The organism is Escherichia sp. MOD1-EC5990, from assembly GCF_002965285.1.
In the GTDB taxonomy this organism is placed as follows: Bacteria; Pseudomonadota; Gammaproteobacteria; order Enterobacterales; family Enterobacteriaceae; genus Escherichia; species Escherichia coli_F.
On record NZ_PTRV01000031.1, the window covers coordinates 1 to 22169 of the forward strand.

23 protein-coding genes are annotated in these 22169 nt (G+C 51.6%); 6 read left to right on the top strand and 17 right to left on the bottom strand.

What is annotated here, in order from left to right; all coding sequences use genetic code 11:
- The first annotated feature begins 351 nt into the window (after positions 1-351).
- The 4 genes from yqaB to luxS all read left to right on the top strand — a co-directional run bounded on the left by yqaB (position 352) and on the right by luxS (position 3637).
- A complete protein-coding gene (gene yqaB, locus BEB42_RS23560) occupies positions 352-918 on the top strand; it encodes a fructose-1-phosphate/6-phosphogluconate phosphatase (RefSeq protein WP_000273299.1) in 567 nt (188 codons plus the stop codon).
- A complete protein-coding gene (locus BEB42_RS23565) occupies positions 915-1343 on the top strand; it encodes a YqaA family protein (RefSeq protein WP_001287461.1) in 429 nt (142 codons plus the stop codon). The genes yqaB and BEB42_RS23565 overlap by 4 nt, the downstream gene beginning before the upstream one ends.
- 72 nt (positions 1344-1415) lie before the next feature.
- Positions 1416-2972, top strand: coding sequence for a glutamate--cysteine ligase (gshA, locus tag BEB42_RS23570; protein ID WP_000611806.1), 1557 nt, complete (start codon positions 1416-1418; stop codon positions 2970-2972).
- A 149-nt stretch (positions 2973-3121) separates the two neighbouring features.
- The gene (gene luxS, locus BEB42_RS23575; RefSeq protein WP_001130208.1) at positions 3122-3637 is read left to right on the top strand and encodes an S-ribosylhomocysteine lyase; all 516 of its coding nucleotides are present in this window, start codon (positions 3122-3124) and stop codon (positions 3635-3637) included.
- A gap of 44 nt (positions 3638-3681) precedes the next feature.
- Here the strand turns inward: luxS and BEB42_RS23580 are convergent, their stop codons facing one another.
- The 16 genes from BEB42_RS23580 to BEB42_RS23665 form a co-directional block, all read right to left on the bottom strand.
- Positions 3682-4794, bottom strand: a complete 1113-nt coding sequence (locus BEB42_RS23580; RefSeq protein ID WP_000638149.1) for an ATP-binding protein — start codon at positions 4792-4794, stop codon at positions 3682-3684.
- Entirely contained in the window at positions 4791-5498 is a 708-nt protein-coding gene (locus BEB42_RS23585; RefSeq protein ID WP_001097123.1) for an RNA ligase family protein, read from the bottom strand. Before BEB42_RS23585 ends, BEB42_RS23580 begins: the two co-directional genes overlap by 4 nt.
- A 255-nt stretch (positions 5499-5753) precedes the next feature.
- The gene (gene emrB / locus BEB42_RS23590; protein WP_001295176.1) at positions 5754-7292 is read right to left on the bottom strand and encodes a multidrug efflux MFS transporter permease subunit EmrB; all 1539 of its coding nucleotides are present in this window, start codon (positions 7290-7292) and stop codon (positions 5754-5756) included.
- Between the two features lie 16 nt (positions 7293-7308).
- Complete coding sequence (emrA, locus tag BEB42_RS23595; RefSeq protein WP_001295175.1) at positions 7309-8481, bottom strand: multidrug efflux MFS transporter periplasmic adaptor subunit EmrA; 1173 nt, start codon at positions 8479-8481, stop codon at positions 7309-7311.
- A 126-nt stretch (positions 8482-8607) separates the two neighbouring features.
- Positions 8608-9138: a multidrug efflux transporter EmrAB transcriptional repressor EmrR gene (emrR, locus tag BEB42_RS23600; RefSeq protein WP_000378442.1), complete on the bottom strand. Its 531-nt coding sequence runs from the start codon at positions 9136-9138 to the stop codon at positions 8608-8610.
- 90 nt (positions 9139-9228) lie between these two features.
- The gene (gene ygaH / locus BEB42_RS23605; protein ID WP_000119749.1) at positions 9229-9564 is read right to left on the bottom strand and encodes an L-valine transporter subunit YgaH; all 336 of its coding nucleotides are present in this window, start codon (positions 9562-9564) and stop codon (positions 9229-9231) included.
- The gene (ygaZ, locus tag BEB42_RS23610) at positions 9554-10291 is read right to left on the bottom strand and encodes an L-valine exporter subunit YgaZ (protein WP_000445658.1); all 738 of its coding nucleotides are present in this window, start codon (positions 10289-10291) and stop codon (positions 9554-9556) included. The genes ygaH and ygaZ overlap by 11 nt, the downstream gene beginning before the upstream one ends.
- A 123-nt stretch (positions 10292-10414) precedes the next feature.
- Positions 10415-11599, bottom strand: a complete 1185-nt coding sequence (locus tag BEB42_RS23615) for an MFS transporter (RefSeq protein WP_105267578.1) — start codon at positions 11597-11599, stop codon at positions 10415-10417.
- A gap of 191 nt (positions 11600-11790) precedes the next feature.
- Positions 11791-12783, bottom strand: coding sequence for a glycine betaine/L-proline ABC transporter substrate-binding protein ProX (gene proX / locus BEB42_RS23620; RefSeq protein WP_001216525.1), 993 nt, complete (start codon positions 12781-12783; stop codon positions 11791-11793).
- Between the two features lie 57 nt (positions 12784-12840).
- Positions 12841-13905, bottom strand: a complete 1065-nt coding sequence (gene proW / locus BEB42_RS23625; protein ID WP_000774978.1) for a glycine betaine/L-proline ABC transporter permease ProW — start codon at positions 13903-13905, stop codon at positions 12841-12843.
- On the bottom strand, positions 13898-15100 hold the full coding sequence (proV, locus tag BEB42_RS23630) for a glycine betaine/L-proline ABC transporter ATP-binding protein ProV (protein ID WP_000985494.1): 1203 nt from the start codon (positions 15098-15100) through the stop codon (positions 13898-13900). Before proV ends, proW begins: the two co-directional genes overlap by 8 nt.
- A 355-nt stretch (positions 15101-15455) precedes the next feature.
- Positions 15456-16415 (bottom strand): class 1b ribonucleoside-diphosphate reductase subunit beta, encoded by a 960-nt coding sequence (gene nrdF / locus BEB42_RS23640; protein ID WP_000777948.1) that lies wholly within the window; start codon positions 16413-16415, stop codon positions 15456-15458.
- Positions 16416-16424: 9 nt separating this feature from the next.
- Positions 16425-18569 (bottom strand): class 1b ribonucleoside-diphosphate reductase subunit alpha, encoded by a 2145-nt coding sequence (nrdE, locus tag BEB42_RS23645; RefSeq protein WP_105267580.1) that lies wholly within the window; start codon positions 18567-18569, stop codon positions 16425-16427.
- On the bottom strand, positions 18542-18952 hold the full coding sequence (gene nrdI / locus BEB42_RS23650; protein WP_000080942.1) for a class Ib ribonucleoside-diphosphate reductase assembly flavoprotein NrdI: 411 nt from the start codon (positions 18950-18952) through the stop codon (positions 18542-18544). The genes nrdE and nrdI overlap by 28 nt, the downstream gene beginning before the upstream one ends.
- On the bottom strand, positions 18949-19194 hold the full coding sequence (gene nrdH / locus BEB42_RS23655; RefSeq protein WP_001223232.1) for a glutaredoxin-like protein NrdH: 246 nt from the start codon (positions 19192-19194) through the stop codon (positions 18949-18951). Before nrdH ends, nrdI begins: the two co-directional genes overlap by 4 nt.
- 208 nt (positions 19195-19402) lie before the next feature.
- Entirely contained in the window at positions 19403-19834 is a 432-nt protein-coding gene (locus BEB42_RS23665; RefSeq protein WP_000209820.1) for a carboxymuconolactone decarboxylase family protein, read from the bottom strand.
- Positions 19835-19921: 87 nt separating this feature from the next.
- Here BEB42_RS23665 and pdxR point away from each other — a divergent pair, with 87 nt between their 5' ends.
- Positions 19922-21256, top strand: coding sequence for a MocR-like pyridoxine biosynthesis transcription factor PdxR (gene pdxR, locus BEB42_RS23670; protein ID WP_105267581.1), 1335 nt, complete (start codon positions 19922-19924; stop codon positions 21254-21256).
- Positions 21257-21312: 56 nt separating this feature from the next.
- Here pdxR and BEB42_RS23675 read toward each other — a convergent pair whose 3' ends face one another.
- On the bottom strand, positions 21313-21642 hold the full coding sequence (locus tag BEB42_RS23675; protein ID WP_001295174.1) for a DUF883 domain-containing protein: 330 nt from the start codon (positions 21640-21642) through the stop codon (positions 21313-21315).
- Positions 21643-21793: 151 nt separating this feature from the next.
- Here BEB42_RS23675 and BEB42_RS23680 point away from each other — a divergent pair, with 151 nt between their 5' ends.
- On the top strand, positions 21794-22138 hold the full coding sequence (locus BEB42_RS23680; protein WP_000281320.1) for a DUF2002 family protein: 345 nt from the start codon (positions 21794-21796) through the stop codon (positions 22136-22138).
- Positions 22139-22169: the final 31 nt, after the last annotated feature.

Consider the following 22169-nt stretch of genomic DNA (forward strand, 5'->3'; position numbering starts at 1 on the left):
GTAGCTCAGCTGGATAGAGTACTCGGCTACGAACCGAGCGGTCGGAGGTTCGAATCCTCCCGGATGCACCATATTCTCCGTAATCTTCAGCGATGATGGCATGGAAGAGGCGATGGTAATCACCGTCTGCTCCAGGGAGGATAACGTTGCGGCAGCAACGGCCCGAAGGGCGAACGCCAGTGAGTCATCCTCCCGGATGCACCATCTTCTCCAAAAAATCCCCTTCAAAAATATTTCATTTCTAAATAACTATTTTATCCATTTCCTGAATATTCTTCTCCTTCGCCATCAGCGACAAAATCAAGCAATTACGCTAAAGTAGCGTCATATTTTTCGACTTGCGAGAAGACCATGTACGAGCGTTATGCAGGTTTAATTTTTGATATGGATGGCACAATCCTGGATACGGAGCCTACGCACCGTAAAGCGTGGCGCGAAGTATTAGGGCACTACGGTCTTCAATACGATGTTCAGGCGATGATTGCGCTTAATGGCTCGCCCACGTGGCGCATTGCTCAGGCGATTATTGAGCTTAATCAGGCCGATCTCGATCCCCATGCATTAGCCCGCGAGAAAACCGATGCCGTAAGAAGCATGTTGCTCGATAGCGTCGAACCACTCCCCCTTGTTGAAGTGGTGAAAAGCTGGCACGGACGTCGACCAATGGCTGTAGGAACGGGGAGTGAAAGCGCCATCGCTGAGGCACTGCTAACGCACCTGGGATTACGCCGTTATTTTGACGCCGTCGTTGCTGCCGATCACGTCAAACATCATAAACCTGCGCCAGACACATTTTTGTTGTGCGCGCAGCGTATGGGCGTGCAACCAACGCAGTGTGTGGTCTTTGAAGATGCCGATTTCGGTATTCAGGCGGCCCGTGCTGCAGGCATGGACGCTGTGGATGTTCGCTTGCTGTGAGTGAAGCTTTATCGCTTTTCTCGTTGTTTGCCAGTAGTTTCCTCAGCGCTACACTATTACCCGGTAATTCCGAAGTCGTGCTGGTTGCAATGTTGCTTTCCGGGGTAAGTCATCCCTGGGTTTTAGTTTTAACAGCAACAATGGGTAATAGCCTTGGAGGGTTAACTAACGTTATCCTTGGGCGTTTCTTTCCATTGCGTAAAACATCGCGCTGGCAAGAGAAAGCTACTGGTTGGCTGAAACGCTATGGTGCAGTCACGCTATTATTAAGCTGGATGCCCGTGGTTGGCGATTTACTGTGTCTGTTAGCGGGATGGATGCGCATCTCCTGGGGGCCAGTAATCTTTTTTTTGTGCCTTGGTAAAGCGTTACGTTATGTTGCAGTTGCAGCAGCGACCGTTCAGGGCATGATATGGTGGCACTAATTGTAGGCCTGCACACATGGTCACCATTACAGTTATGCTAATTAAAACGATTTTGACAGGCGGGAGGTCAATTTGATCCCGGACGTATCACAGGCGCTGGCCTGGCTGGAAAAACATCCTCAGGCGTTAAAGGGGATACAGCGTGGGCTTGAGCGCGAAACTTTGCGTGTTAATGCTGATGGCACACTGGCAACAACAGGTCATCCTGAAGCATTAGGTTCCGCACTGACGCATAAATGGATTACTACCGATTTTGCGGAAGCATTGCTGGAATTCATTACACCAGTGGATGGTGATATTGAACATATGCTGACCTTTATGCGCGATCTGCATCGCTATACGGCGCGCAATATGGGCGATGAGCGGATGTGGCCGTTAAGTATGCCATGCTATATCGCAGAAGGTCAGGACATCGAACTGGCACAGTACGGCACTTCTAACACCGGACGCTTTAAAACGCTGTACCGTGAAGGGCTGAAAAATCGCTACGGCGCGCTGATGCAAACCATTTCCGGCGTGCACTACAATTTCTCTTTGCCCATGGCATTCTGGCAAGCGAAGTGCGGCGATATCTCGGGCGCTGATGCCAAAGAGAAAATTTCTGCGGGCTATTTCCGCGTTATTCGCAATTACTATCGTTTCGGTTGGGTCATTCCTTATCTGTTTGGCGCGTCTCCGGCGATTTGTTCTTCTTTCTTGCAAGGAAAACCAACGTCGCTGCCGTTTGAGAAAACTGAGTGCGGTATGTATTACCTGCCGTATGCGACCTCTCTTCGTTTGAGCGATCTTGGCTATACCAACAAATCGCAAAGCAATCTTGGTATCACCTTTAACGATCTCTACGAGTACGTAGCGGGCCTTAAACAGGCAATCAAAACGCCATCGGAAGAGTACGCAAAGATTGGTATTGAGAAAGACGGTAAGCGGTTGCAAATCAACAGCAATGTGCTGCAGATTGAAAACGAACTGTACGCGCCGATTCGTCCAAAACGCGTTACCCGCAGCGGCGAGTCGCCTTCTGATGCACTGTTACGTGGCGGCATTGAATATATTGAAGTGCGTTCGCTGGACATCAACCCGTTCTCGCCGATTGGTGTAGATGAACAACAGGTGCGATTCCTCGACCTGTTTATGGTCTGGTGTGCGCTGGCTGATGCACCGGAAATGAGCAGTAGCGAACTTGCCTGTACACGCGTTAACTGGAACCGGGTGATCCTCGAAGGTCGCAAACCGGGCCTGACGCTGGGTATCGGCTGCGAAACCGCGCAGTTCCCGTTGCCGCAGGTGGGGAAAGATTTGTTCCGCGATCTGAAACGCGTGGCGCAAACGCTGGATAGCATTAACGGCGGCGAAGCGTACCAGAAAGTGTGTGATGAACTGGTCGCCTGCTTCGATAATCCCGATCTGACTTTCTCTGCCCGTATCTTAAGGTCTATGATTGATACTGGTATTGGCGGAACAGGTAAAGCGTTTGCTGAAGCGTACCGTAATCTGCTGCGTGAAGAGCCGCTGGAAATTCTGCGTGAAGAGGATTTTGTAGCCGAGCGCGAGGCGTCTGTACGCCGTCAGCAGGAAATGGAAGCCGCTGATACCGAACCGTTTGCGGTGTGGCTGGAAAAACACGCCTGACAGAAAAGAAAAAGGCCACTCGTGAGTGGCCAAAATTTCATCTCTGAATTCAGGGATGATGATAACAAATGCGCGTCTTTCATATACTCAGACTCGCCTGGGAAGAAAGAGTTCAGAAAATTTTTAAAAAAATTACCGGAGGTGGCTAAATGCCGTTGTTAGATAGCTTCACAGTCGATCATACCCGGATGGAAGCGCCTGCAGTTCGGGTGGCGAAAACAATGAACACCCCGCATGGCGACGCAATCACCGTGTTCGATCTGCGCTTCTGCGTGCCGAACAAAGAAGTGATGCCAGAAAGAGGGATCCATACCCTGGAGCACCTGTTTGCTGGTTTTATGCGTAACCATCTGAACGGTAATGGCGTTGAGATTATCGATATCTCGCCAATGGGCTGCCGCACCGGTTTTTATATGAGTCTGATTGGTACGCCAGATGAGCAGCGTGTCGCTGATGCCTGGAAAGCGGCAATGGAGGACGTGCTGAAAGTGCAGGATCAGAATCAGATCCCGGAACTGAACGTCTACCAGTGTGGTACTTATCAGATGCATTCGTTGCAGGAAGCGCAGGATATTGCGCGTAATATCCTGGAACGTGACGTACGCATCAACAGCAACGAAGAGTTGGCGCTGCCGAAAGAAAAGTTGCAGGAATTGCACATCTAGTCAATTGAAGAGGCCGGGCAGGTGATATCACCGCCCGGTTTTTATTACCTGTCAGTCACCCGATATTCCACGCTATGTGCTTCATCAGGTTGAGGAACTTCCAGCCTTGAGGCCATCCGCATCACGACCGCTTCAGGAACGGCATACTCGCGCCTGGCATTTTGCTGCTTCCATTGCGCCCATGGCACTTCCAGATAAACGATTTTTACTCGTGCGCCGTAAGCCGTAAACAGACTGATGAGCTGGCTACGCAGTTGGCGGGTAATGTTCGTTGCATTCCAGATGAACGGCTTTTTCTGGCGTAAAAAAACGCGCGCCTCTTCTTTTGCCTGTTGCACAATACGCCCGGTCGCGGTTTTGTCGTCCGGGCTGGCATTGATTCGCCGCCGCATATCATCAAGGCTGATAACGTCCATTCCCTGGCACTGTTCACTGATATAGCGATCTTTGCCCATACCCGGTAAGCCACACAGCAAAATGACCTCAAAAGGTTCAGCCTCCCAGGGAACAAAATCAGGAGAACTTTGTTCATGGGTCAGATAATGCCAGCGTGCGGAATCAGACACGAACGAGCGCACTTTTCCCCAACACTGTTGCTCCTGGCAAAATAGCTCGAACAGATCGATGCGTTCCAGCATTGATTGCTGATCATGACAATGGCGACCAAGCAGATCGGCACGAGCAAGCAAAGCGAGCAGACGCGTGTCGATACGCATTGCAGCCGTGAGCAGCAAACGCTCCGGTTCCGGACGTTCTAGTAACCATAGCGGTAACCCATGCAGACGCACCAGTGCAACAATTTGCTCGCGTAGCACAAACGGCGTCGGGATATCGCGCCATAAAATTTGTCGGGCCGTCAATTCACCCCGACGAGCATGACCAGGAGACTGAATACGTCCGTTTTCCTGCACGGTAGTACTGCGCTTTTCAACGTCATGCAATAACGCCGCCGCCCATAAAATTTCCTGCTGCTGAGCGGGGAGTTGCTGGAACTCTGGCAGAGCCACGAGTGCATTCAGCACCATTTCAGTATGCACACCAACGTCGCCTTCACCATGATGCTCCGGGTCTTGCGGCGTATTATGCATATCCTCAACCCAGCTAAAACGCTGGCGTAGCGTCGACCAGCGTTTGTCGTCGGTAAGTTGCCAAATCATGACTGTTCTCCATAAGCGAACTCATGGGCCATCCGCGCCCGTCGCCAGTGGCGTTTCCAGTGCTCGGTGGTTTTGACATGATTTTTGCGTACATACTTGAAGACGTTATGCGAAAAGTCAGCGACGGAAAACGCATCACTATTCCGGCTGACAATGCCTTCCAGCGTACAGGGTTGTCCGGTTTGCGTATCCCAGGGATCGAACGCACCGCGCGCATTGGTCAGCGCCAGAAAATCACGTTGCCAGCTTTTTTCATCATTCCCCGGCTGCGGGCCGGAGATTTCGGGAACGCAGGGGAAATCAAACAGAGCGGCGTAAAACTGCACCTCTTCCCAGCTCAGCCACATATCCTGGCAGCGAACGGCAAACAGATAAAAATCCTGCTCCAGGGCGCGATATTCAATCGAATGAACGGCATAAAGATTTTCACCAAACAACTCCAGATCGCCGAGATCGTTTTTCAGCAGTTGCCAGCGTTGGCGAATTTTATAGGTCCATGCCGATTGTGTAGGCGCGGCATGGGAACGGGCAAACACGCCGTAGCGGTTAAGGCAGTTATTTTCACCGTCGAGTTTTTCAGTATGTACCAACTGCGAAATTGCCTGCATATCTTGCCAGTAACTGGCGTTAATGCGGTCATCGCTGGTGGTGCCAGGGGAGAAGGGGTAATGCCAGGTTCTCCCGTATTTACGTTGGGTATTCATAATAATCCATTATTTTTTGTGTAATAAACGTACGCCCGCGAGGGTGCGAGTTATGGGGTTAAAAAAAATGTGAGTATCACCCGCGAAAGCGAGGGCGAAGAAAAAAGAGAATTAACAACCTGAGCGAATGCTCAGAACCGGTTAATGGTGAATGGAAGAGTTTGGAGCGGCGAAAAGATACACCGTTTGAGATGATAAAACAACCGTTTACAGAATGAGCAAATAAAAAGGGAGCCGCAGCTCCCTTTAACAACCTTAGTGCGCACCGCCTCCGCCGCCACCTGCGCCAAATGGCGGTTTAGCAAACCACACCAGCCCCAGCAGGACGAGGAATATCCCGGCTGACATCCAGAAGATCTCATTGGCGGAAATAATCAGCCCCTGATTAGTGATCTGCTGGGCAATCCAGCCTGATGCCTGTTGTTGCGTCATCCCCAGCCCTTCCAGTTGGCTGTACATCGCCTGAGCGTTCGGGTTAAACGGGTTTACCGACTCGGTTAACTGTGCGTGGTGCATCGACTCGCGGTTAGTCCACATGGTGGTGGTGATGGATGTGCCGATAGACCCCGCCAGCGTTCGCGTAAAGTTAGAGAGGCTCGATGCCGCCGCCAGTCGCTCCGGTGGCAAACCAGACAGCGTAATGGTGGTCAGCGGCATAAAGAAGCAGGCCACCGCGAAGCCCTGGATAAACTGCGGCCAGGCCGACGCGCCAAAATCCATCCCCGGTTCAAAGGTATAAGCACGCCAGTAGAAGCAGACGGCATACATGATAAAGCTGAAGGTTACCAGTCGCCGCATATCCAGTTTATGCGCGAAGCGGCCGATAATCGGCGACAGGATCACCGGAATAATCCCTACCGGCGCAGAGGCAAGCCCCGCCCAGGTTGCTGTATAGCCGTAGACTTCTTGCAATAACTGCGGCAGCAGAACAATCGCGCCGAAGTAGAGCATATACGCGAGGCTGATACACAAGCAGCCGATGGTGAAGTTGCGCGATTTAAACAACGACAGATCCACTATCGGATTATCGTCGGTCAGCTCCCAGACAATCAGGAAGCAGATAGCCACCACCGCCACCACGGTGAGGATGATTATTTCCTGCGATGAGAACCAGTCCAGCTCTTTACCGCGGTCGAGCATAATCTGCAGGCTGCCGATACCAATCACCAGCAGTGCCAGCCCCACGGCATCAATCCGCCGCCGTTCGGTGCGGGTTTCGCGTCCGCGCAGGGTTTGCAGTGTCATCAACACCACCGCCACGCCAATCGGCACGTTGATGAAGAATATCCAGCCCCAGTGGTAATTATCGCTGATATAACCGCCGAGGATCGGGCCGCAAATTGGCGCGACAATCACCGTCATCGACCACAACGCCAGCGCGATCGAGCGTTTTGCTGGCGGGTAGTTATTCAGCAATAGACTTTGCGAAAGCGGGATCAACGGCCCGGCGACAATTCCCTGAATCACGCGGAAGAAGATCAGCATATTCAGGCTGCTGGAGACACCACACGCCCACGACGCAATAGCAAAGGCGATGGTCGACCAGAGGAACAGCTTCACTTCCCCAACGCGCTTTGCCAGCCAGCCGGTAAGCGGGATCGAGATGGCATTCGCCACCCCGAAAGAAGTGATTACCCACGTTCCCTGGCTGAGCGATGAGCCCAGATTCCCGGCGATAGTGGGGATCGCCACGTTAGCAATGGTGGAGTCCAGCACCTGCATGAATGTCGCCAGTGACAGCGCAATCGTCATAATGACCAGTTGCGCGCCTTCCAGCGGTTTTTGCTGTTGCATCACACGCACCTCTGGATTAGCCAGCGTTAGCTTTTACGATATCGTCGATCAGTTTATTGACAGGTGCCAGGCTGATTTCACGCGCGGTGCTTACCGCGACCGGTGTGGAACGTACTTTATTTGCCAGTACCTGACCGTCACGGTTAGTGGTATTGACGCTCACCAGCGTGGATAAACCGATACGCAGCGGGTATTGCTCCAGCTGTTTCTGGTCCAGTTCAATACGAACAGGCAGACGCTGAACGACTTTGATCCAGTTACCGGTGGCGTTTTGCGCCGGAAGCAGCGAGAACGCGCTACCTGTGCCCATATCCAGACCAACCACTTTACCGGTGTATTTCACATCATCGCCGTAAATATCGGTGGTGATGGTGACCGGCTGACCGATGCGCATATTGGCAATCTGCGTTTCTTTAAAGTTGGCATCCACCCACATATTGGTGGCTGGAACGACCGCCATCAGCGGCGTCGTTGGGCTAATTTGCGCGCCAGGCTGTACTGCGCGGCGGGAGACATAACCGGTCATCGGACTGACAATACGGGTACGCTCCAGCGCCAGCCAGGCGTTACGTACTTCGGTGGCAGCCTGTTGCACGGCAGGCTGATCTTCCAGTTTAGTCCCCAGAATCATCGCCTGATTGGCATTGTATTGTTGAATGGCGACATCCAGTTGCGCCTGGGCACTGGTCACCGCGTCGCGGGCGTGTTGCAGCTCTTCGCGACCAATCAGGTTGGCATTGCCCAGCGGCACACGGCGGTTGTAGTCGCTTTGTGCTTTCGCGAGGGCGATTTTCTGCACCTCAATATTCGCCTGCAACTGTTTGCTGTTAATCATCAGCTGGTGGGTTTGGCGCACGCTGGAAGCCAGTGCCGTTTTGGCTTTTTCAAACGCCTGGCGAGCATCTGTCGGGTCGAGAGTGACCAGCACATCGCCTTCTTTTACAAAATCGGTGTTATCGGCCCAGACTTTCGTCACGCTGCCAGACACCTGAGACATAATTTGAATCTGATTCCCTGCCACATATGCGTCATCGGTTTCTTCGAAATGACGCAGTACCAAAAACCAATAAATCCCTATCGCTACGGCAATAATTATAAAGAGCAAGGTGAGAAGGAGGAGCAGACGCTTACGTTTGCCGCTCTTCTTTACCGGTTGCTGCGGGGTTTGAGTCTCCGCATTTGCGCTCATATTGTTCTCCACGATCTTCTTAACTCATCGGCTGAGCCGACCTGCTTGCCAAAAAGGCCAGCATGTTGCGATGCTGGCCAGTCATTTTTTCTTTTATAAATCTGGATTTTTGAGCGAGATGACGCGTTAGCTCATCGCTTCGAGAACCACACCGTCTTGTTCCATCTGGTCGAGACGGGAGAGCAATTTGCGGGTGATTTGCTCGAGCTGATCTTTTTCTGTTGTGCTGAGCGCGGACCAGAGTTGATGCAGGCAGTTATGCTGCGGTGGTAAAACCTCGCGCAAAAACTCGTGACCTTTTTCCGTTAATTGCAGATGCAGGCAGCGGCGATCGTTATCGCTTTCACGACGTTCGATCCAACCGCGTTTTTCCAGTTCATCGGCAATACGCGTCGCGTTGGTACGGGATGATCCAAGAGCACAACTCAATTCAGAAGGCTGAATACTGTGGTTTTCCTGAGACTCCAGCGTAATCAACGCCATAAACAACGTCTCGTTAATCCCCTGAGCCTTCAGCATTTTATTGCGGTTCTCCAGCAGCTTGCTTTGCATGTGCATGCAAAGACGAGTCAGAAGGATCTCCTGATAAGGAAAATCTTCGTGGCGGCTGGCGCGAAATTTTAGCATTTGTTCAATGGGCGTAAACGAACTATCCATTTGGGTATGACCTCATTAATTTCAGCCGATATAGTAACGACAGTGACAAATAAAGTAAATGTATTGTTTTAGAAAAATGATTCTTGTGGGTTATATAATCGCCATCACTTTCCAGGCGAGCCCATAGGCCAGCGCACTAAGCAGTGTTGGGATGATAATGCTGCGTGTTTTATAGAAACTGGCACCCAGTACCGCGAAGCCGACCAGAGTGGGCACGAAACGGCGTGTATCGTGCATCACTTCTGGTGCGGTAGAGACAACCAGCAGAGCGCATATCGAGGCGATGCCAATGGTGTCGAGCAAAATACCTACCGCGCCACGTTTGGTTGGGCGGGCATTACCCACACGCAGGCGCAGCGGCAAATAGCGGAAGCAATAATTCGCCGCGCCAACCAGTAACCCAAGCAGCAGAACCTCATAGCTCATCGGGCGCTCCTTGCCAGAATGCCTGGATTAACGCAGTGAGGCAGCCACAGACAATGCCTGCCAGAATGGCGACGGGAATAGAAAATAGCGTTACGCCTGCAAGGGCACCAACTAACGCTGCGGTAACGCAAAGAGATTGTTTGCGCTGGAAAGAGGCGAGCAGGAAACTCATAAAGAGTGCCGGAAGCATAAAACCTAATGCTGCTTCAACGGCGGGATATCCTTGCAGCAAGCCGCTGCCGGAGAATGCCCCTATTACCGTACCAAATACCCACGATGACCATGAACTGAAGGCAATGCCGATCATCCAGTTCTCGCTCCAGCGGCGATTATTGCGTACCAGTTTTGCGGTTGCGGCGGCAAAAACCTCATCCGTCAGGCCAAACGCCCACAGGGCAGTTTTCGATTTTTGCAGACGCTGAATAATACGGCTACGCAGTGACGGGCCATACAAAACATGGCGAACATCCATTGCCATGACGGTCAGTGCAGCAACCCACAAACTACTCCCGGCTGCCAGCATCGCGGTAATGACGAACTGGCTCGCGCCTGCATAAATGATGCAGGAGAAAAAAACGCTTTCGAGAGGAGAGAATCCCAGACGGGTCGCATTCAGACCAAACGCAAAGGCCACCGGAATATAACTAATAACAATCGGTAAACTGTCTTTGCATCCTTCCATGAAGGTCGCCGAACCAGGAGCAGGCTGTGGAGTAGGGCTTTCCATAGAGTGTACGCTTAACGATTGTTAATATTATAAATAGACTGAATGAATATCTTAACCTTATCAGACTGATGGGCTTCTTAACACCCTTATAAGTGTAAAGCCACGAAAACGGTTGCTGATTGCTTAAATTGCGGCTTCCTGACGATGAAAACCTCGCCACCAGACCAGTAAGTTAACCAGGGCAATCGTCGCGCCAGCCAGACAAACGCCAGCCCAACCGCCATGTTGCCAGGCTGAGGCTGAAATTAGCGAACCGGCGGCACCGCCAATGAAGTAGCTGGTCATGTAACCTGCGGTCAGGCGATTACGCGCATCAGGGTGTATTCGATAAATTACCGTCTGGTTAGTGATATGCACGCCCTGCACGGTGAGATCCAGCACCAGGATGCCGATAATCAAGGCCAGTACGGAAGTGTGTCCAAACCAGATAGCCAGCCATGAAAGTAACAGCCGCAGCAGGCCGAAAGTTGTGGTGAGGTGTGATTTGCCCTTATCGGCAAAACCGCCCGCCGGACGAGCGCCCAACGCTCCGGCAGCTCCCGCGAGTCCAAACAGACCAATTACGCCATCGCTGTAATTAAAAGGCGGAGCGGCGAGCAAAAAGGCCATTGAGGTCCAGAGAATGCTGAAGTTGGCAAAGGTCAGGCAGCCCAGCAACGCGCGGGTGCGCAGAATTTTATCGCTGATAAACATGCTGAAAACGGAACCAAGCAACTGTGGGTAGTTGAGGTGGGTTTCTGATTTCATTTGTGGCAGACCACGCCATAATGCCAGCGCCATCAGTGCCATTAACACCGAGGCAACCCAAAAGACGGTGCGCCAGCCGCCGAGGTTTGCCAGCAACCCGGCAACGGTTCGTGCCAGCAAGATCCCCAACAGCAGCCCGCTCATAATGGTGCCGACCACTTTGCCGCGTTTGTCCGGTGAAGCCAGCGTCGCTGCCAGCGGAACCAGAATTTGTGCCACGACCGAGAATAAACCGGTTAATGCCGTACCGAGGATCATCATCGCCAGCGACTGACTGCTGGCGGTAATCAACATACCGCCCGCTGCCAGTAAGGTCATCGAGACAATCAGGCGGCGGCGTTCAAACATATCACCGAGGGGAACAAGAAACAGCAGACCTGCGGCATAGCCCAACTGCGCGGCGGTAACAATAAAGCCCGCCGAACTGGCGGAAAGGGAAAAGTTACGCGCGATGGTGTCGAGTAATGGCTGGGCGTAATAGTTACTGGCTACCGCCAGACCGGTGGCGATAGACATCAGCACGATCAGTGCCGGGCTAAGCTCATGATTAGGTTTAGTCATTATTTTTGTTCATCAGGTGATGATTAAGCTGGAAATCAATAATAGCGGATGTTGATGAATATGGGATGAAAGATAGATTGTTGAAATGTGCGGTGTGGTTTGCAGGCATGATAAGACGCGGCCGCGTCGCATCAGGCATTGTGTACAGAGCGGCGGATGAGGCAAAAGCGCCTTATCCGCCCGAATAAAAATTACTTCTGCGCTGCCAGCGCCTCATTCACCCAGCCATCGAACTGCTGCTGGTGGGCTTTGATCCAGCCATCAACGTGGCCCTGGATATCGCCTTCTGAGGCTTTGCCGTCATGCATGATGGCGTTCTGGGCGTTAATGTCTGCCACCGGCAACTGCATAATGGCAAATAGTTTGGCTGCCGCCGGGTTTTTCTCGGCCCAGGCTTTGTTGGCAACGATATGCATGGTGCTGACCGGGAAGCCATAATTCGCACCATTCGGCAGTTTAGTGTCGGCGTTTTTATCGCCCGGCAGTGCGGAGAACGGCACCTGCAACCAGACGACATCTTTGCCCGGCTTCAGTTCGTTACTCACCCAGTACGGCGTCCAGGTGTAGTAAAACACCGGCTTACCCTCTTTGTAACGACTGATGGTGTCAGCCATCATCGCTGCGTAGTTCCCCTGATTATGCGTCACGGTATTGGTCAGTTCATACGCTGCAAGCTGGTGGTTGATCGCACCTTCGCAGCCCCAGCCTGGGTTACAGCCAGTCAAATCTGCTTTACCGTCGCCGTTGGTATCGAACAGTTTGGCGATCTTCGGATCTTTCAGTTGCGCGATGTTGGTGATTTTGTACTGGTCGGCGGTTTTCTTATCGATCAGGTAACCCTGTGCCGCGCCGTTAACGAATACCCCTTCACGATAAAATTTCTTATCGCCACCGGCAGCTTCGTACATGTTGTCATGCAGCGGCGTCCAGTTCACGGCGGTGAAGGTTGCATCGCCGGAAGCAAGTGAGGTGTAGCCAACGTTGTAATCCACTTCGCTGGGTTTATTGACGGTATAACCTAATTTCTCCAGCGCGCGGCTGACCAGCAGCGTCTGGAAAGTTTCTTCGGTGATGGTGCTCTGAACCGGATTAACAGTAATGCCTTTGCCCGGCAGGTCGGCAGCAAAAGTTTGTGTAGAGATAAGCGTGGCAAACGCTGTCGCAAAAAGTACGCTATGTCGCATTGTTATTCCTTTTTTTGGCAGGGTGATAATGCCCGGCGTCACCGGGCAAGTGCAGAGTTACTTAATGAATGGGCGGGTCAGCAGACCGACAGGGCCAGTGGTGTACCAGCGACGGTTGCCGCGACTGCGTGAGTCGCGCCCAACGGCCTGCGTCAGGCGGTCGAGGATAATGGCGAGGATCACAATCCCGACGCCGCCAACGGTGGCAAGGCCCATATCCAGACGACCGATACCGCGTAGTACCATCTGACCCAGCCCGCCGACGGCAATCATCGAGGCGATGACCACCATAGAAAGGGCCAGCATCAGCGTCTGGTTAACGCCCGCCATTATGGTCGGCATCGCCAGCGGTAACTGAACTTTGAACAGCATTTGACGCGGGCTGGCACCGAATGAGCGCGAGGCTTCAATTAAATCCGCCGGAACCTGATTAATACCAAGAATCGTCAGACGGATAATCGGCGGCAGAGCAAAGATTATAGTCACCACTACGCCCGGCACGTTGCCGATACCAAACAGCATGACGATTGGCACCAGATAAACAAACGCTGGCGTGGTCTGCATGGCATCAAGCAGTGGACGAATAATTTTCGCCGCTCGCGGACTTCTCGCGAGCCAGATCCCCAACGGCAAACCTATGACGATACAGAACAGCAGGGCGGTTAACACCAGCGCCAGGGTAACCATGGCCTGCGACCAGGCACCGATTGCGCCGATGGCAATCAGCGAAACCAGCGTCGCCACGCCCATTCCGACCCCGGAAATCTGCCAGGCGATGAGAGCGAAAACGATAATCGCCACCGGCGCGGGCATACCCAGCAGCAATTGCTGGAAACCGTTGAGGATGTAATCGACCGGAACGCGCACGCCCTGAAAGACGGGACGAAAATGGGTAACGACCCAGTCGATCCCTTCAGTGACCCAACTGTCGAGCGGGATCAGCGTTTTATGGAACGGATCGAGAATATTAAAATGTTCGACATTTGGCGCAGGCGTACTGGTCAGCCAGTCAGCGCCACCGCCGTCAGTCGGTGCAGTCGCCGGTGTACCCCAGGCGTCTGCGGATTGTGCAGCACTGTCCGCCGCTGGCGTGGTATCCCACGGATTATTTTGATCAGCCATTATTTACCCCCTCACGATCTAAAGCGCGCAGCAGCATTCCTTTCGAAATGATGCCGACATACTGTTGGTCCTCGTCGACCACGGGCACCGCACAGGGCGCTTGTCCGACATGAGAGAGCAACTCGCTAAGAGGCGTTTGCGCATCGACTGCTAATGGTGCATCAATCAGCGCCGCATCAAGACCTTGCTGCTGCGTTAACGCGGTTTTAAGCGAATCGATAGACACAGCGCCGACAAACTTATTACCGCGTTCGATAACGTAGCCATATTCGCGGTCTTCATCCTGCAATAATTTCAATGCCGAACGTGGGCCGAAGCCAGGGGTTTTACGAATTAAGCCATTCGGTGTCCGACGGGCAATATCTTTCGCACTGAATACCTGACTAATATCAACGCCACGGAAGAAGGTACGGACATAATCATTCGCCGGATTATTGAGAATTTCATCCGGTGTGCCAACCTGCACCACTTCACCATTTTGCATAATGGCAATTCGGTCGCCAATACGCATAGCTTCGTCGAGATCGTGAGAAATAAAGACAATGGTACGTTGATGTTTCGCCTGTAATTTTACCAGCTCATCCTGCATCTCAGTGCGAATTAATGGATCAAGCGCCGAGAAGGCTTCGTCCATTAATAATATATCCGGATTAATTGCTAATGCGCGTGCTAATCCGACGCGTTGACGCATCCCACCAGAGAGCTCGTCCGGGTAGCTATGGGCATAATTTTCCAGCCCGACCTGACGCAGTGCATCAAGGGCTTTTTCCCGACGTTCTTCGGCATTAATTCCGGCCAATTCCATACCGAATGCAGTATTGTCCAGCACGGTCATATGCGGCATTAAGGCAAAGGACTGGAAGACCATCGCAATCTTTTTTCTGCGCACCTCACGGAGTTCGGCGTCGGATATTTTGGCAATATCCACACCATCAATCAGCACTTGCCCGCGGGTGGGTTCAATCAGGCGATTGAGAAGGCGTACCATTGTGGATTTACCCGAACCGGATAATCCCATGATGACAAATATCTCGCCTTCTTCAATGGCCAGACTGGCGTCTTTTACGCCAAGCGATAGCCCGGTTTTTTCCAGAATTTGTTCTTTTGAAAGTCCTTGTTCGATATATTTGAACGCTCGCTGAGGATGCTCGCCAAATATTTTATAGAGATTTTTAATTTCTAATTTAATTGCCATGCAATAGAAAGATTCCTGTTATTTGTTTATGTCGATACATTACCCAATGGAAATAGTCACTTTTTTCTACCCTAACATACTGAGAATCTGAGGCAACCCCTGATGGCAAATGTGGCATGAATATTGATGCGAGCAAATCGCCGGAATTTCCCATGATATAAGGGCTGAGAGCGAATCGAGAAAAGTTGATATTTTTTGTCATAGATAGCGAAAAAACGCCTGAATATTGTAGTTTCAGGCGAATAATGCAACAGAGTATCAGTGTAGATCACCACAAAATATTTGCGTGATAAAAAGCTATTTGGCAGGAATTATTTCCCTACTGTGGTTGGTGATATTTTTGAAAATAACACACTCAGAAATTCCAGTCTTCATCTTCTGTTTCGACCGCTTTTCCCATCACATATGAAGAGCCTGAACCGGAAAAGAAATCGTGATTTTCATCGGCATTCGGCGAAAGCGCGGCGAGGATTGCCGGATTTACTTCCGCCATTTCTGCGGGAAATAGCGGTTCGTAGCCCAGATTCATCAAAGCCTTATTGGCGTTGTAACAGAGAAACGCTTTCACATCGTCAGCCCACGGGGTTTCGGCATAGAGCTCATCGGTGTATTGCAACTCGTTGTCGTAAAGTTCCAGTAGCAAATCGAAGGCGAAACTCTTCAACTCTTCACGTTGGGCCATGGAGATCTTTTCAAGGTTTTTCTGATATTTATAGCCGATGTAATAACCGTGCACTGCTTCATCGCGGATAATCAGACGGATCAGGTCTGCGGTATTAGTTAGCTTTCCGCGACTGGAAAAATACATCGGTAGCCAGAAACCGGAATAGAACAAAAAAGATTCAAGAAACACACTGGCGATTTTCTTTTTCAGCGGATTATCACCGCGATAATGTTGCTGAATAATCTGTGCTTTTCGCTGCAACGGCGCGTTTTCTTCACTCCAGGCGTAGGCGGCATCGACATCTTTGGTCTGGCACAGCGTCGAGAAAATCGAACTGTAAGAGCGGGCATGAACCGCTTCCATAAAGCTGATATTCGATAATACCGCCTCTTCATGGGGCGTGAGTGCATCGGGCATCAGCGAAGGCGCGCCGATAACATTTTGCAGCGTGTCGAGCAGCGTCAGGCCAGTAAAAACGCGCATCGTCAGTTGTTGTTCTACGACACTTAATGTCTGCCATGCAGGAATATCGTTCGACAGCGGCACCTTTTCTGGTAGCCAGAAATTGCTGGTCAGGCGGTTCCACACCTCCAGATCTTTATCGTCAGATATCTTATTCCAGTTGATGGCGCTGATACGTGAGAGTTTCATAGATATTCCTTAAAGCGCGCAGGAGACGCAGCCTTCAATTTCAGTACCTTCCAGCGCCATCTGACGCAGGCGGATGTAGTAGAGCGTTTTGATACCTTTGCGCCAGGCGTAAATCTGCGCTTTGTTGATATCGCGAGTGGTGGCGGTATCGGGGAAAAACAGTGTCAGCGACAGCCCCTGATCGACATGGCGAGTCGCTTCGGCGTAGGTGTCGATGATCTTTGCTGCGCCGATTTCGTAAGCGTCCTGATACAGCGCCAGATTCTCGTTAGTCATAAACGGGGCAGGGTAGTAAACGCGTCCTGTTTTGCCCTCTTTGCGTATCTCTACTTTCGCCACAATCGGATGAATACTCGACGTGGCATGGTTGATATAAGAGATGGAACCGGTTGGCGGCACCGCCTGGAGATTTTGGTTGTATATGCCATAGCGCATCACGTCGTCGCGCAGCTGCGCCCACATCTCACGGGTAGGTAACGTAATACCGCTGCGGGCAAACAGTTCGCCAACTTTCGCCGTTTTCGGCTGCCAGTTCCCTTGCAGATATTGGCTGAAATATTCACCATTGGCATAGCGTGACTGTTTGAACCCGGCGAAGGTTTCACTGCGTTCGCGCGCCAGCAACATCGAGGTACGCAGTGCGTGCCAGGTGATGGTATAGAAATAGAGATTGGTGAAATCCAGTGCTTCCGGCGAACCATAGGCGATGCCTTCTCGCGCCAGATAACCGTGTAAATTCATCTGCCCCAGACCGATAGCGTGTGAGGCGGCATTTCCGGCTTCGATGGACGGCACGCTGCGAATATGACTCATATCTGACACCGCAGTTAAACCGCGCACGGCAGTCTCTACCGTGCGGGCAAAGTCGGGGGAATCCATGGTGTGGGCAATATTCAACGAACCTAAATTGCAGGAAATATCATGGCCTGTGCGGGCATAGTCGAGATTCTCGTCATACTCTGAGGCGCTGTTAACCTGCAAAATTTCTGAGCAGAGATTGCTCATATTTATGCGCCCGGCGATAGGGTTAGCACGGTTAACCGTGTCTTCATACATGATGTAGGGATAGCCGGACTCAAACTGGATTTCTGCCAGTCGCTGGAAGAAATCACGGGCGTTGATGTATTTTTTGCGGATTCGCTCATCGGCAACCAGTTCGTCATAGTGTTCACTGATGGCGATATCGGCAAACGGCTTGCCATAAACACGCTCAACGTCATAGGGCGAAAACAGTGCCATCTGCGCATTCTCTTTTGCCAGATGGAAGGTGATATCCGGGATAACCACGCCCAGCGACATTGTTTTAATGCGGATTTTCTCGTCGGCATTTTCCCGCTTTGTATCGAGAAAACGCAGAATATCGGGATGATGGGCATGTAAATAGACTGCGCCAGCACCCTGACGCGCGCCGAGCTGGTTGGCATAGGAAAATGCGTCTTCCAGCATTTTCATCACCGGAATCACGCCAGAAGATTGATTTTCAATACGTTTAATTGGCGCGCCCGCTTCCCGCAGATTCGACAGCAAAAATGCCACGCCGCCGCCGCGTTTCGACAGTTGTAGTGCGGAATTTACCGCCCGGCCAATCGACTCCATATTGTCTTCAATACGCAGCAAAAAACAGGAAACCAGTTCGCCGCGCTGCTGCTTACCACAGTTGAGGAATGTCGGTGTTGCAGGCTGAAAGCGTCCTGACAGCATCTCATCGGTCAGTTGCGTCGCCAGTGTTTCATCGCCTTGTGCCAGCGTCAGCGCCACCATCGTGACTCGATCGGCAAAATCTTCCAGATAACGCTTACCGTCGAATGTCTTCAACGTATAGCTGGTGTAAAACTTCCATGCTCCGAGGAATGTCTGAAAACGAAAACCGCAGGCGTGTGCGTGGGCAAACAGTGTAATGACAAAATCGCGAGAGTAGCGATTAAGGACGCTTTCATCATAGTAACCTTCGTTGACCAGCCAGTTCAGGCGCTGCTGCTGGCTACTGAAGGTCACACTGTTAGGACGCACATGCGTCGCCATAAAGGCGTCAACGGCCTGGCGATCTTTATCGAACTGAATGCGACCTGCGCTATCGTAAAGGTTAAGCATCGCATTCAGGGCGTGGTAATCCATTGTTTCCTGCGTCAGGCGTTCTGCGGTTGTCGTTGCCAAAATTCGGTTACTCCTTTACGAACGTTTTCGATATCGCTTTGCGTACCCATGAGTTCAAAGCGGTACAGCCACGGCACGCCGCATTTCCGGGCTATCACATCTCCGGCACGGCCATACGCCTCACCAAAGTTGCGATTACCCGAAGCAATAACGCCGCGAAGCAACGCCCGGTTGTGCGCGTCGTTTAAAAAGCGAATTACCTGTCGTGGCACCGCGCCAGCTGTACCGCCGCCGCCGTAAGAGGGCACGATCAGGATGTAAGGCTCGTCTACCTGAATCCGTTCCCGCTCATTGAGCGGGATGCGCACCGCGGGCAGCCCTAAACGTTCGATAAAACGCTGCGTATTTTCGGAGCTGCTGGAAAAGTAGACGAGCTGGCTCATGCACTGGCCGCGTGTGGCGCTGAATGCAGACGATTGATCATGTCCGGGCGGAAACCAGACCAGCTAAGATCGCCTGCAATCACTACCGGCAACTGACGAAAGCCCTGAGCACGTAACGCTTCCGCCGCTTCAGGAACGCGATCGACATTAATCATTTCAAAATCAAAGCCCCGGTTTTCCATCGCCCGTTTGGTGGCGTGGCACTGAACGCAATCGTTACGAGTGTAAATAGTAATGCGCATGATTCGTATTTCCGTTTAAAATGAAGATACGGCGCGATGATACGCGTCGGGTTGTCTCTCTGTTGATACAGAGATACTAGATGTAGTTGAAAAAAGATTCAACCATACAAGATATGGGAATTTTAGATTGATTACACCACCGATGAATGGCTCAACGGGGTAGGGGATTTTGTGTTTTTTTGCCGGGCGATTGCCCGGCATCAGGAAGTTACATCCGCATGGAAACGGCCAGGCGGTTAAAGCAATTCATCAGCCCGATGGCAAATGTTAAGTCGCTGATTTCTGCTGCGCTGAAATGCTCAAGCAAAGGCTGATAAACGTCGTCTTCCGCATGGGTTCGGGCAATATCGGTCACCGATTCCGCCCATGCCAGCGCCGCCCGCTCGCGATCGTCAAAATGATGGCTTACGCGCCAGCCTGCCAGGGCATCCAGCTTATGCTGCGGCACACCGGATTTGCGTAATGCTTTGCTGTGCATCTCCAGACAAAATGCGCAACCATTGATTTGCGAGACGCGCAAATAAACTAACTCCATCAGCGTAGTTTCCAGCGTGCTATTTTCCAGCGCCGTTTTGGCCTGCACCAGCGCGTTATATACCGTTGGGCTAAGTTCGTAGTAAGGCTGACGTAATGTAGTCATACAGTTTCTCCTCTTATTAACGCCCGCAATGTAGCACTATAATGGACTGCTAAAGAGAGCCATAAATTACCTAAAAAAGCAGACCATATGCCGCGCTATCAGGATATCGCCCGTCAGTTAAAAACGGCTATTGAGCAAGGGGAACTGAAACCCGGCGCAAGGCTACCTTCAAGTCGTACCTGGTCGCAGGAACTGGGGGTGTCTCGATCCACTGTCGAAAATGCCTATGCTGAGCTGGTGGCGCAAGGATGGCTGATCAGGCGGGGACAGGCTGGCACATTTGTCAGTGAGCAGATATATCCGCAACAATCTACTGTACAAGTTGTGGCTTTTGCCGGTGAAAGTCAGCAACCGTTGCCATTTCAAATGGGATTACCCGCACTCGATCTCTTTCCGCGAGAGCTGTGGGCGCGGGTGATGGGGCGTCGCCTTCGTACCCAGACGCGCTTTGATTTGGCGTTAGGCGATGTCTGCGGTGAGGCGGCGTTGCGTGAGGCAATAGTTGATTACTTACGCGTTTCACGTGGGATTGATTGTCAGCCAGAGCAGGTCTTTATCACTCACGGTTATGCGGCCTCAATGGCTTTAATTCTGCACGCGCTGGCGAAACCGGGAAACGGGATGTGGATGGAAGATCCCGGCTTTCCACTGATTCGCCCGATTGTCACTCGCCACGGTGTGGAAATTTTGCCTGTGCCGGTTGATGACAACGGACTGGATATCACAAACGGAATACAAAATTATCCTGATGCGTGTTTTGCCCTGATAACACCAGCACACCAAAGCCCGCTGGGTGTGGCGCTCTCTTTAGCGCGCAGGCATCAGATACTGGAATGGGCAGAGCGTAGTCAGGCATGGATTATTGAAGATGATTATGACAGTGAGTTTCGCTATCACGGTAAGCCGTTACCGGCGTTAAAAAGTCTCGATGCACCGCAGCGGGTAATTTATGCCGGAACATTCAGCAAAGCACTATTTCCTGCATTGCGCTGTGCGTGGCTGGTGGTGCCGGTGAAGCAAATTGCACAATTCCGCCACCAGGCGTCACTGGCTCCATGTGCGGTACCTGTTCTATGGCAGAACACACTGGCAGACTTTCTTCGCGAGGGGCATTTCTGGCGGCATCTGAAGAAAATGCGTCAGCATTATGCTCAACGTCGGCAATGGATTGAGCAAGCGTTGACGCAGCAGGGATTTCAGGTTGTGCCGCAGAAAGGTGGTATCCAGATGGTTATCAGAATGATGGGCGATGATATTGCCCATGCGCGTAAAGCCAATGCTGCAGGCCTTGCGGTGCAGGCACTTAGCGACTGGCGTATCCGCTCAAGTGGGGAAGGTGGATTACTTCTCTCTTTTACCAATATCGTTAACGAAGGTATGGCGCGACAGGTAGCACAACAATTACGTAAAGCCTTAAGCTAAAAAACCCCGAAATCAGGTTCCGGGGTCAAAGATGCGTATTTATTATCATTGTTGCACTACGATTTGCGCATGCTTAACAGTGCGCCGATAAAAATACCAACCGCAGCTGCTGTACCCACGCTACACCAGGGTCTTTCACGAACAAAAGAATCCGCGCAGCCAACGGCATCGCGCGCGGCTTGTTGGACGCGAGTACGACCATGCATTCGCGCTCGGGTTTCTTTCAGTAGAGCCTGCGCTTTACTACGAGCGGCTTCGGCTTCCCCTTTGGCGTCGCTGCCCCAGGACTTCAATACAGATTCGAGACTGTCAGCTAATTGATTGACATCATTCTGGATATCCTGCACGCCATCATCAACGTCGTTGCGGTTCGGTCGGTTAAACATATGATCCCCCATTAGAATTCGATGTAATTTTCAGTGTAGACCATAATTTTCTTAACTGAGGTTCATCGCGGCTTTATGGACTTTTCTGAAAGCGTTGTGAATGCGCAATCAGGTAAGGTAGGACCGCAGTTGATAATAACGAGGATCAAATATGTATTTACGACCAGACGAGGTGGCGCGCGTACTTGAAAAAGTCGGTTTTACTGTCGATGTGGTAACTCAGAAAGCGTATGGTTACCGCCGTGGGGAAAATTATGTCTATGTTAATCGCGAAGCACGCATGGGACGTACCGCTCTGGTAATTCATCCAACATTAAAAGAACGCAGTTCAACACTGGCTGAACCCGCTTCCGATATTAAAACGTGCGACCATTACCAGCAATTTCCGCTCTATTTAGCGGGTGAACGTCATGAGCATTACGGAATCCCACATGGCTTTAGTTCGCGTGTTGCGCTTGAACGTTATTTGAATGGTTTATTTGGCGAAGCCAGTTAAAGACGCGACTGGCGATGCCAGTCGCGAAAAG

Bases quoted from the DNA above. Each gene is read 5' to 3' on its own strand.
- yqaB (WP_000273299.1), top strand. From the start codon at position 352: ATGTACGAGCGTTATGCAGGTTTAATTTTTGATATGGATGGCACAATC.
- luxS (WP_001130208.1), top strand. From the start codon at position 3,122: ATGCCGTTGTTAGATAGCTTCACAGTCGATCATACCCGGATGGAAGCG.
- BEB42_RS23580 (WP_000638149.1), bottom strand. From the start codon at position 4,794: ATGATTTGGCAACTTACCGACGACAAACGCTGGTCGACGCTACGCCAG.
- BEB42_RS23585 (WP_001097123.1), bottom strand. From the start codon at position 5,498: ATGAATACCCAACGTAAATACGGGAGAACCTGGCATTACCCCTTCTCC.
- emrB (WP_001295176.1), bottom strand. From the start codon at position 7,292: ATGCAACAGCAAAAACCGCTGGAAGGCGCGCAACTGGTCATTATGACG.
- emrA (WP_001295175.1), bottom strand. From the start codon at position 8,481: ATGAGCGCAAATGCGGAGACTCAAACCCCGCAGCAACCGGTAAAGAAG.
- emrR (WP_000378442.1), bottom strand. From the start codon at position 9,138: ATGGATAGTTCGTTTACGCCCATTGAACAAATGCTAAAATTTCGCGCC.
- ygaH (WP_000119749.1), bottom strand. From the start codon at position 9,564: ATGAGCTATGAGGTTCTGCTGCTTGGGTTACTGGTTGGCGCGGCGAAT.
- ygaZ (WP_000445658.1), bottom strand. From the start codon at position 10,291: ATGGAAAGCCCTACTCCACAGCCTGCTCCTGGTTCGGCGACCTTCATG.
- BEB42_RS23615 (WP_105267578.1), bottom strand. From the start codon at position 11,599: ATGACTAAACCTAATCATGAGCTTAGCCCGGCACTGATCGTGCTGATG.
- proX (WP_001216525.1), bottom strand. From the start codon at position 12,783: ATGCGACATAGCGTACTTTTTGCGACAGCGTTTGCCACGCTTATCTCT.
- proW (WP_000774978.1), bottom strand. From the start codon at position 13,905: ATGGCTGATCAAAATAATCCGTGGGATACCACGCCAGCGGCGGACAGT.
- proV (WP_000985494.1), bottom strand. From the start codon at position 15,100: ATGGCAATTAAATTAGAAATTAAAAATCTCTATAAAATATTTGGCGAG.
- nrdF (WP_000777948.1), bottom strand. From the start codon at position 16,415: ATGAAACTCTCACGTATCAGCGCCATCAACTGGAATAAGATATCTGAC.
- nrdI (WP_000080942.1), bottom strand. From the start codon at position 18,952: ATGAGCCAGCTCGTCTACTTTTCCAGCAGCTCCGAAAATACGCAGCGT.
- nrdH (WP_001223232.1), bottom strand. From the start codon at position 19,194: ATGCGCATTACTATTTACACTCGTAACGATTGCGTTCAGTGCCACGCC.
- BEB42_RS23665 (WP_000209820.1), bottom strand. From the start codon at position 19,834: ATGACTACATTACGTCAGCCTTACTACGAACTTAGCCCAACGGTATAT.
- pdxR (WP_105267581.1), top strand. From the start codon at position 19,922: ATGCCGCGCTATCAGGATATCGCCCGTCAGTTAAAAACGGCTATTGAG.
- BEB42_RS23675 (WP_001295174.1), bottom strand. From the start codon at position 21,642: ATGTTTAACCGACCGAACCGCAACGACGTTGATGATGGCGTGCAGGAT.
- BEB42_RS23680 (WP_000281320.1), top strand. From the start codon at position 21,794: ATGTATTTACGACCAGACGAGGTGGCGCGCGTACTTGAAAAAGTCGGT.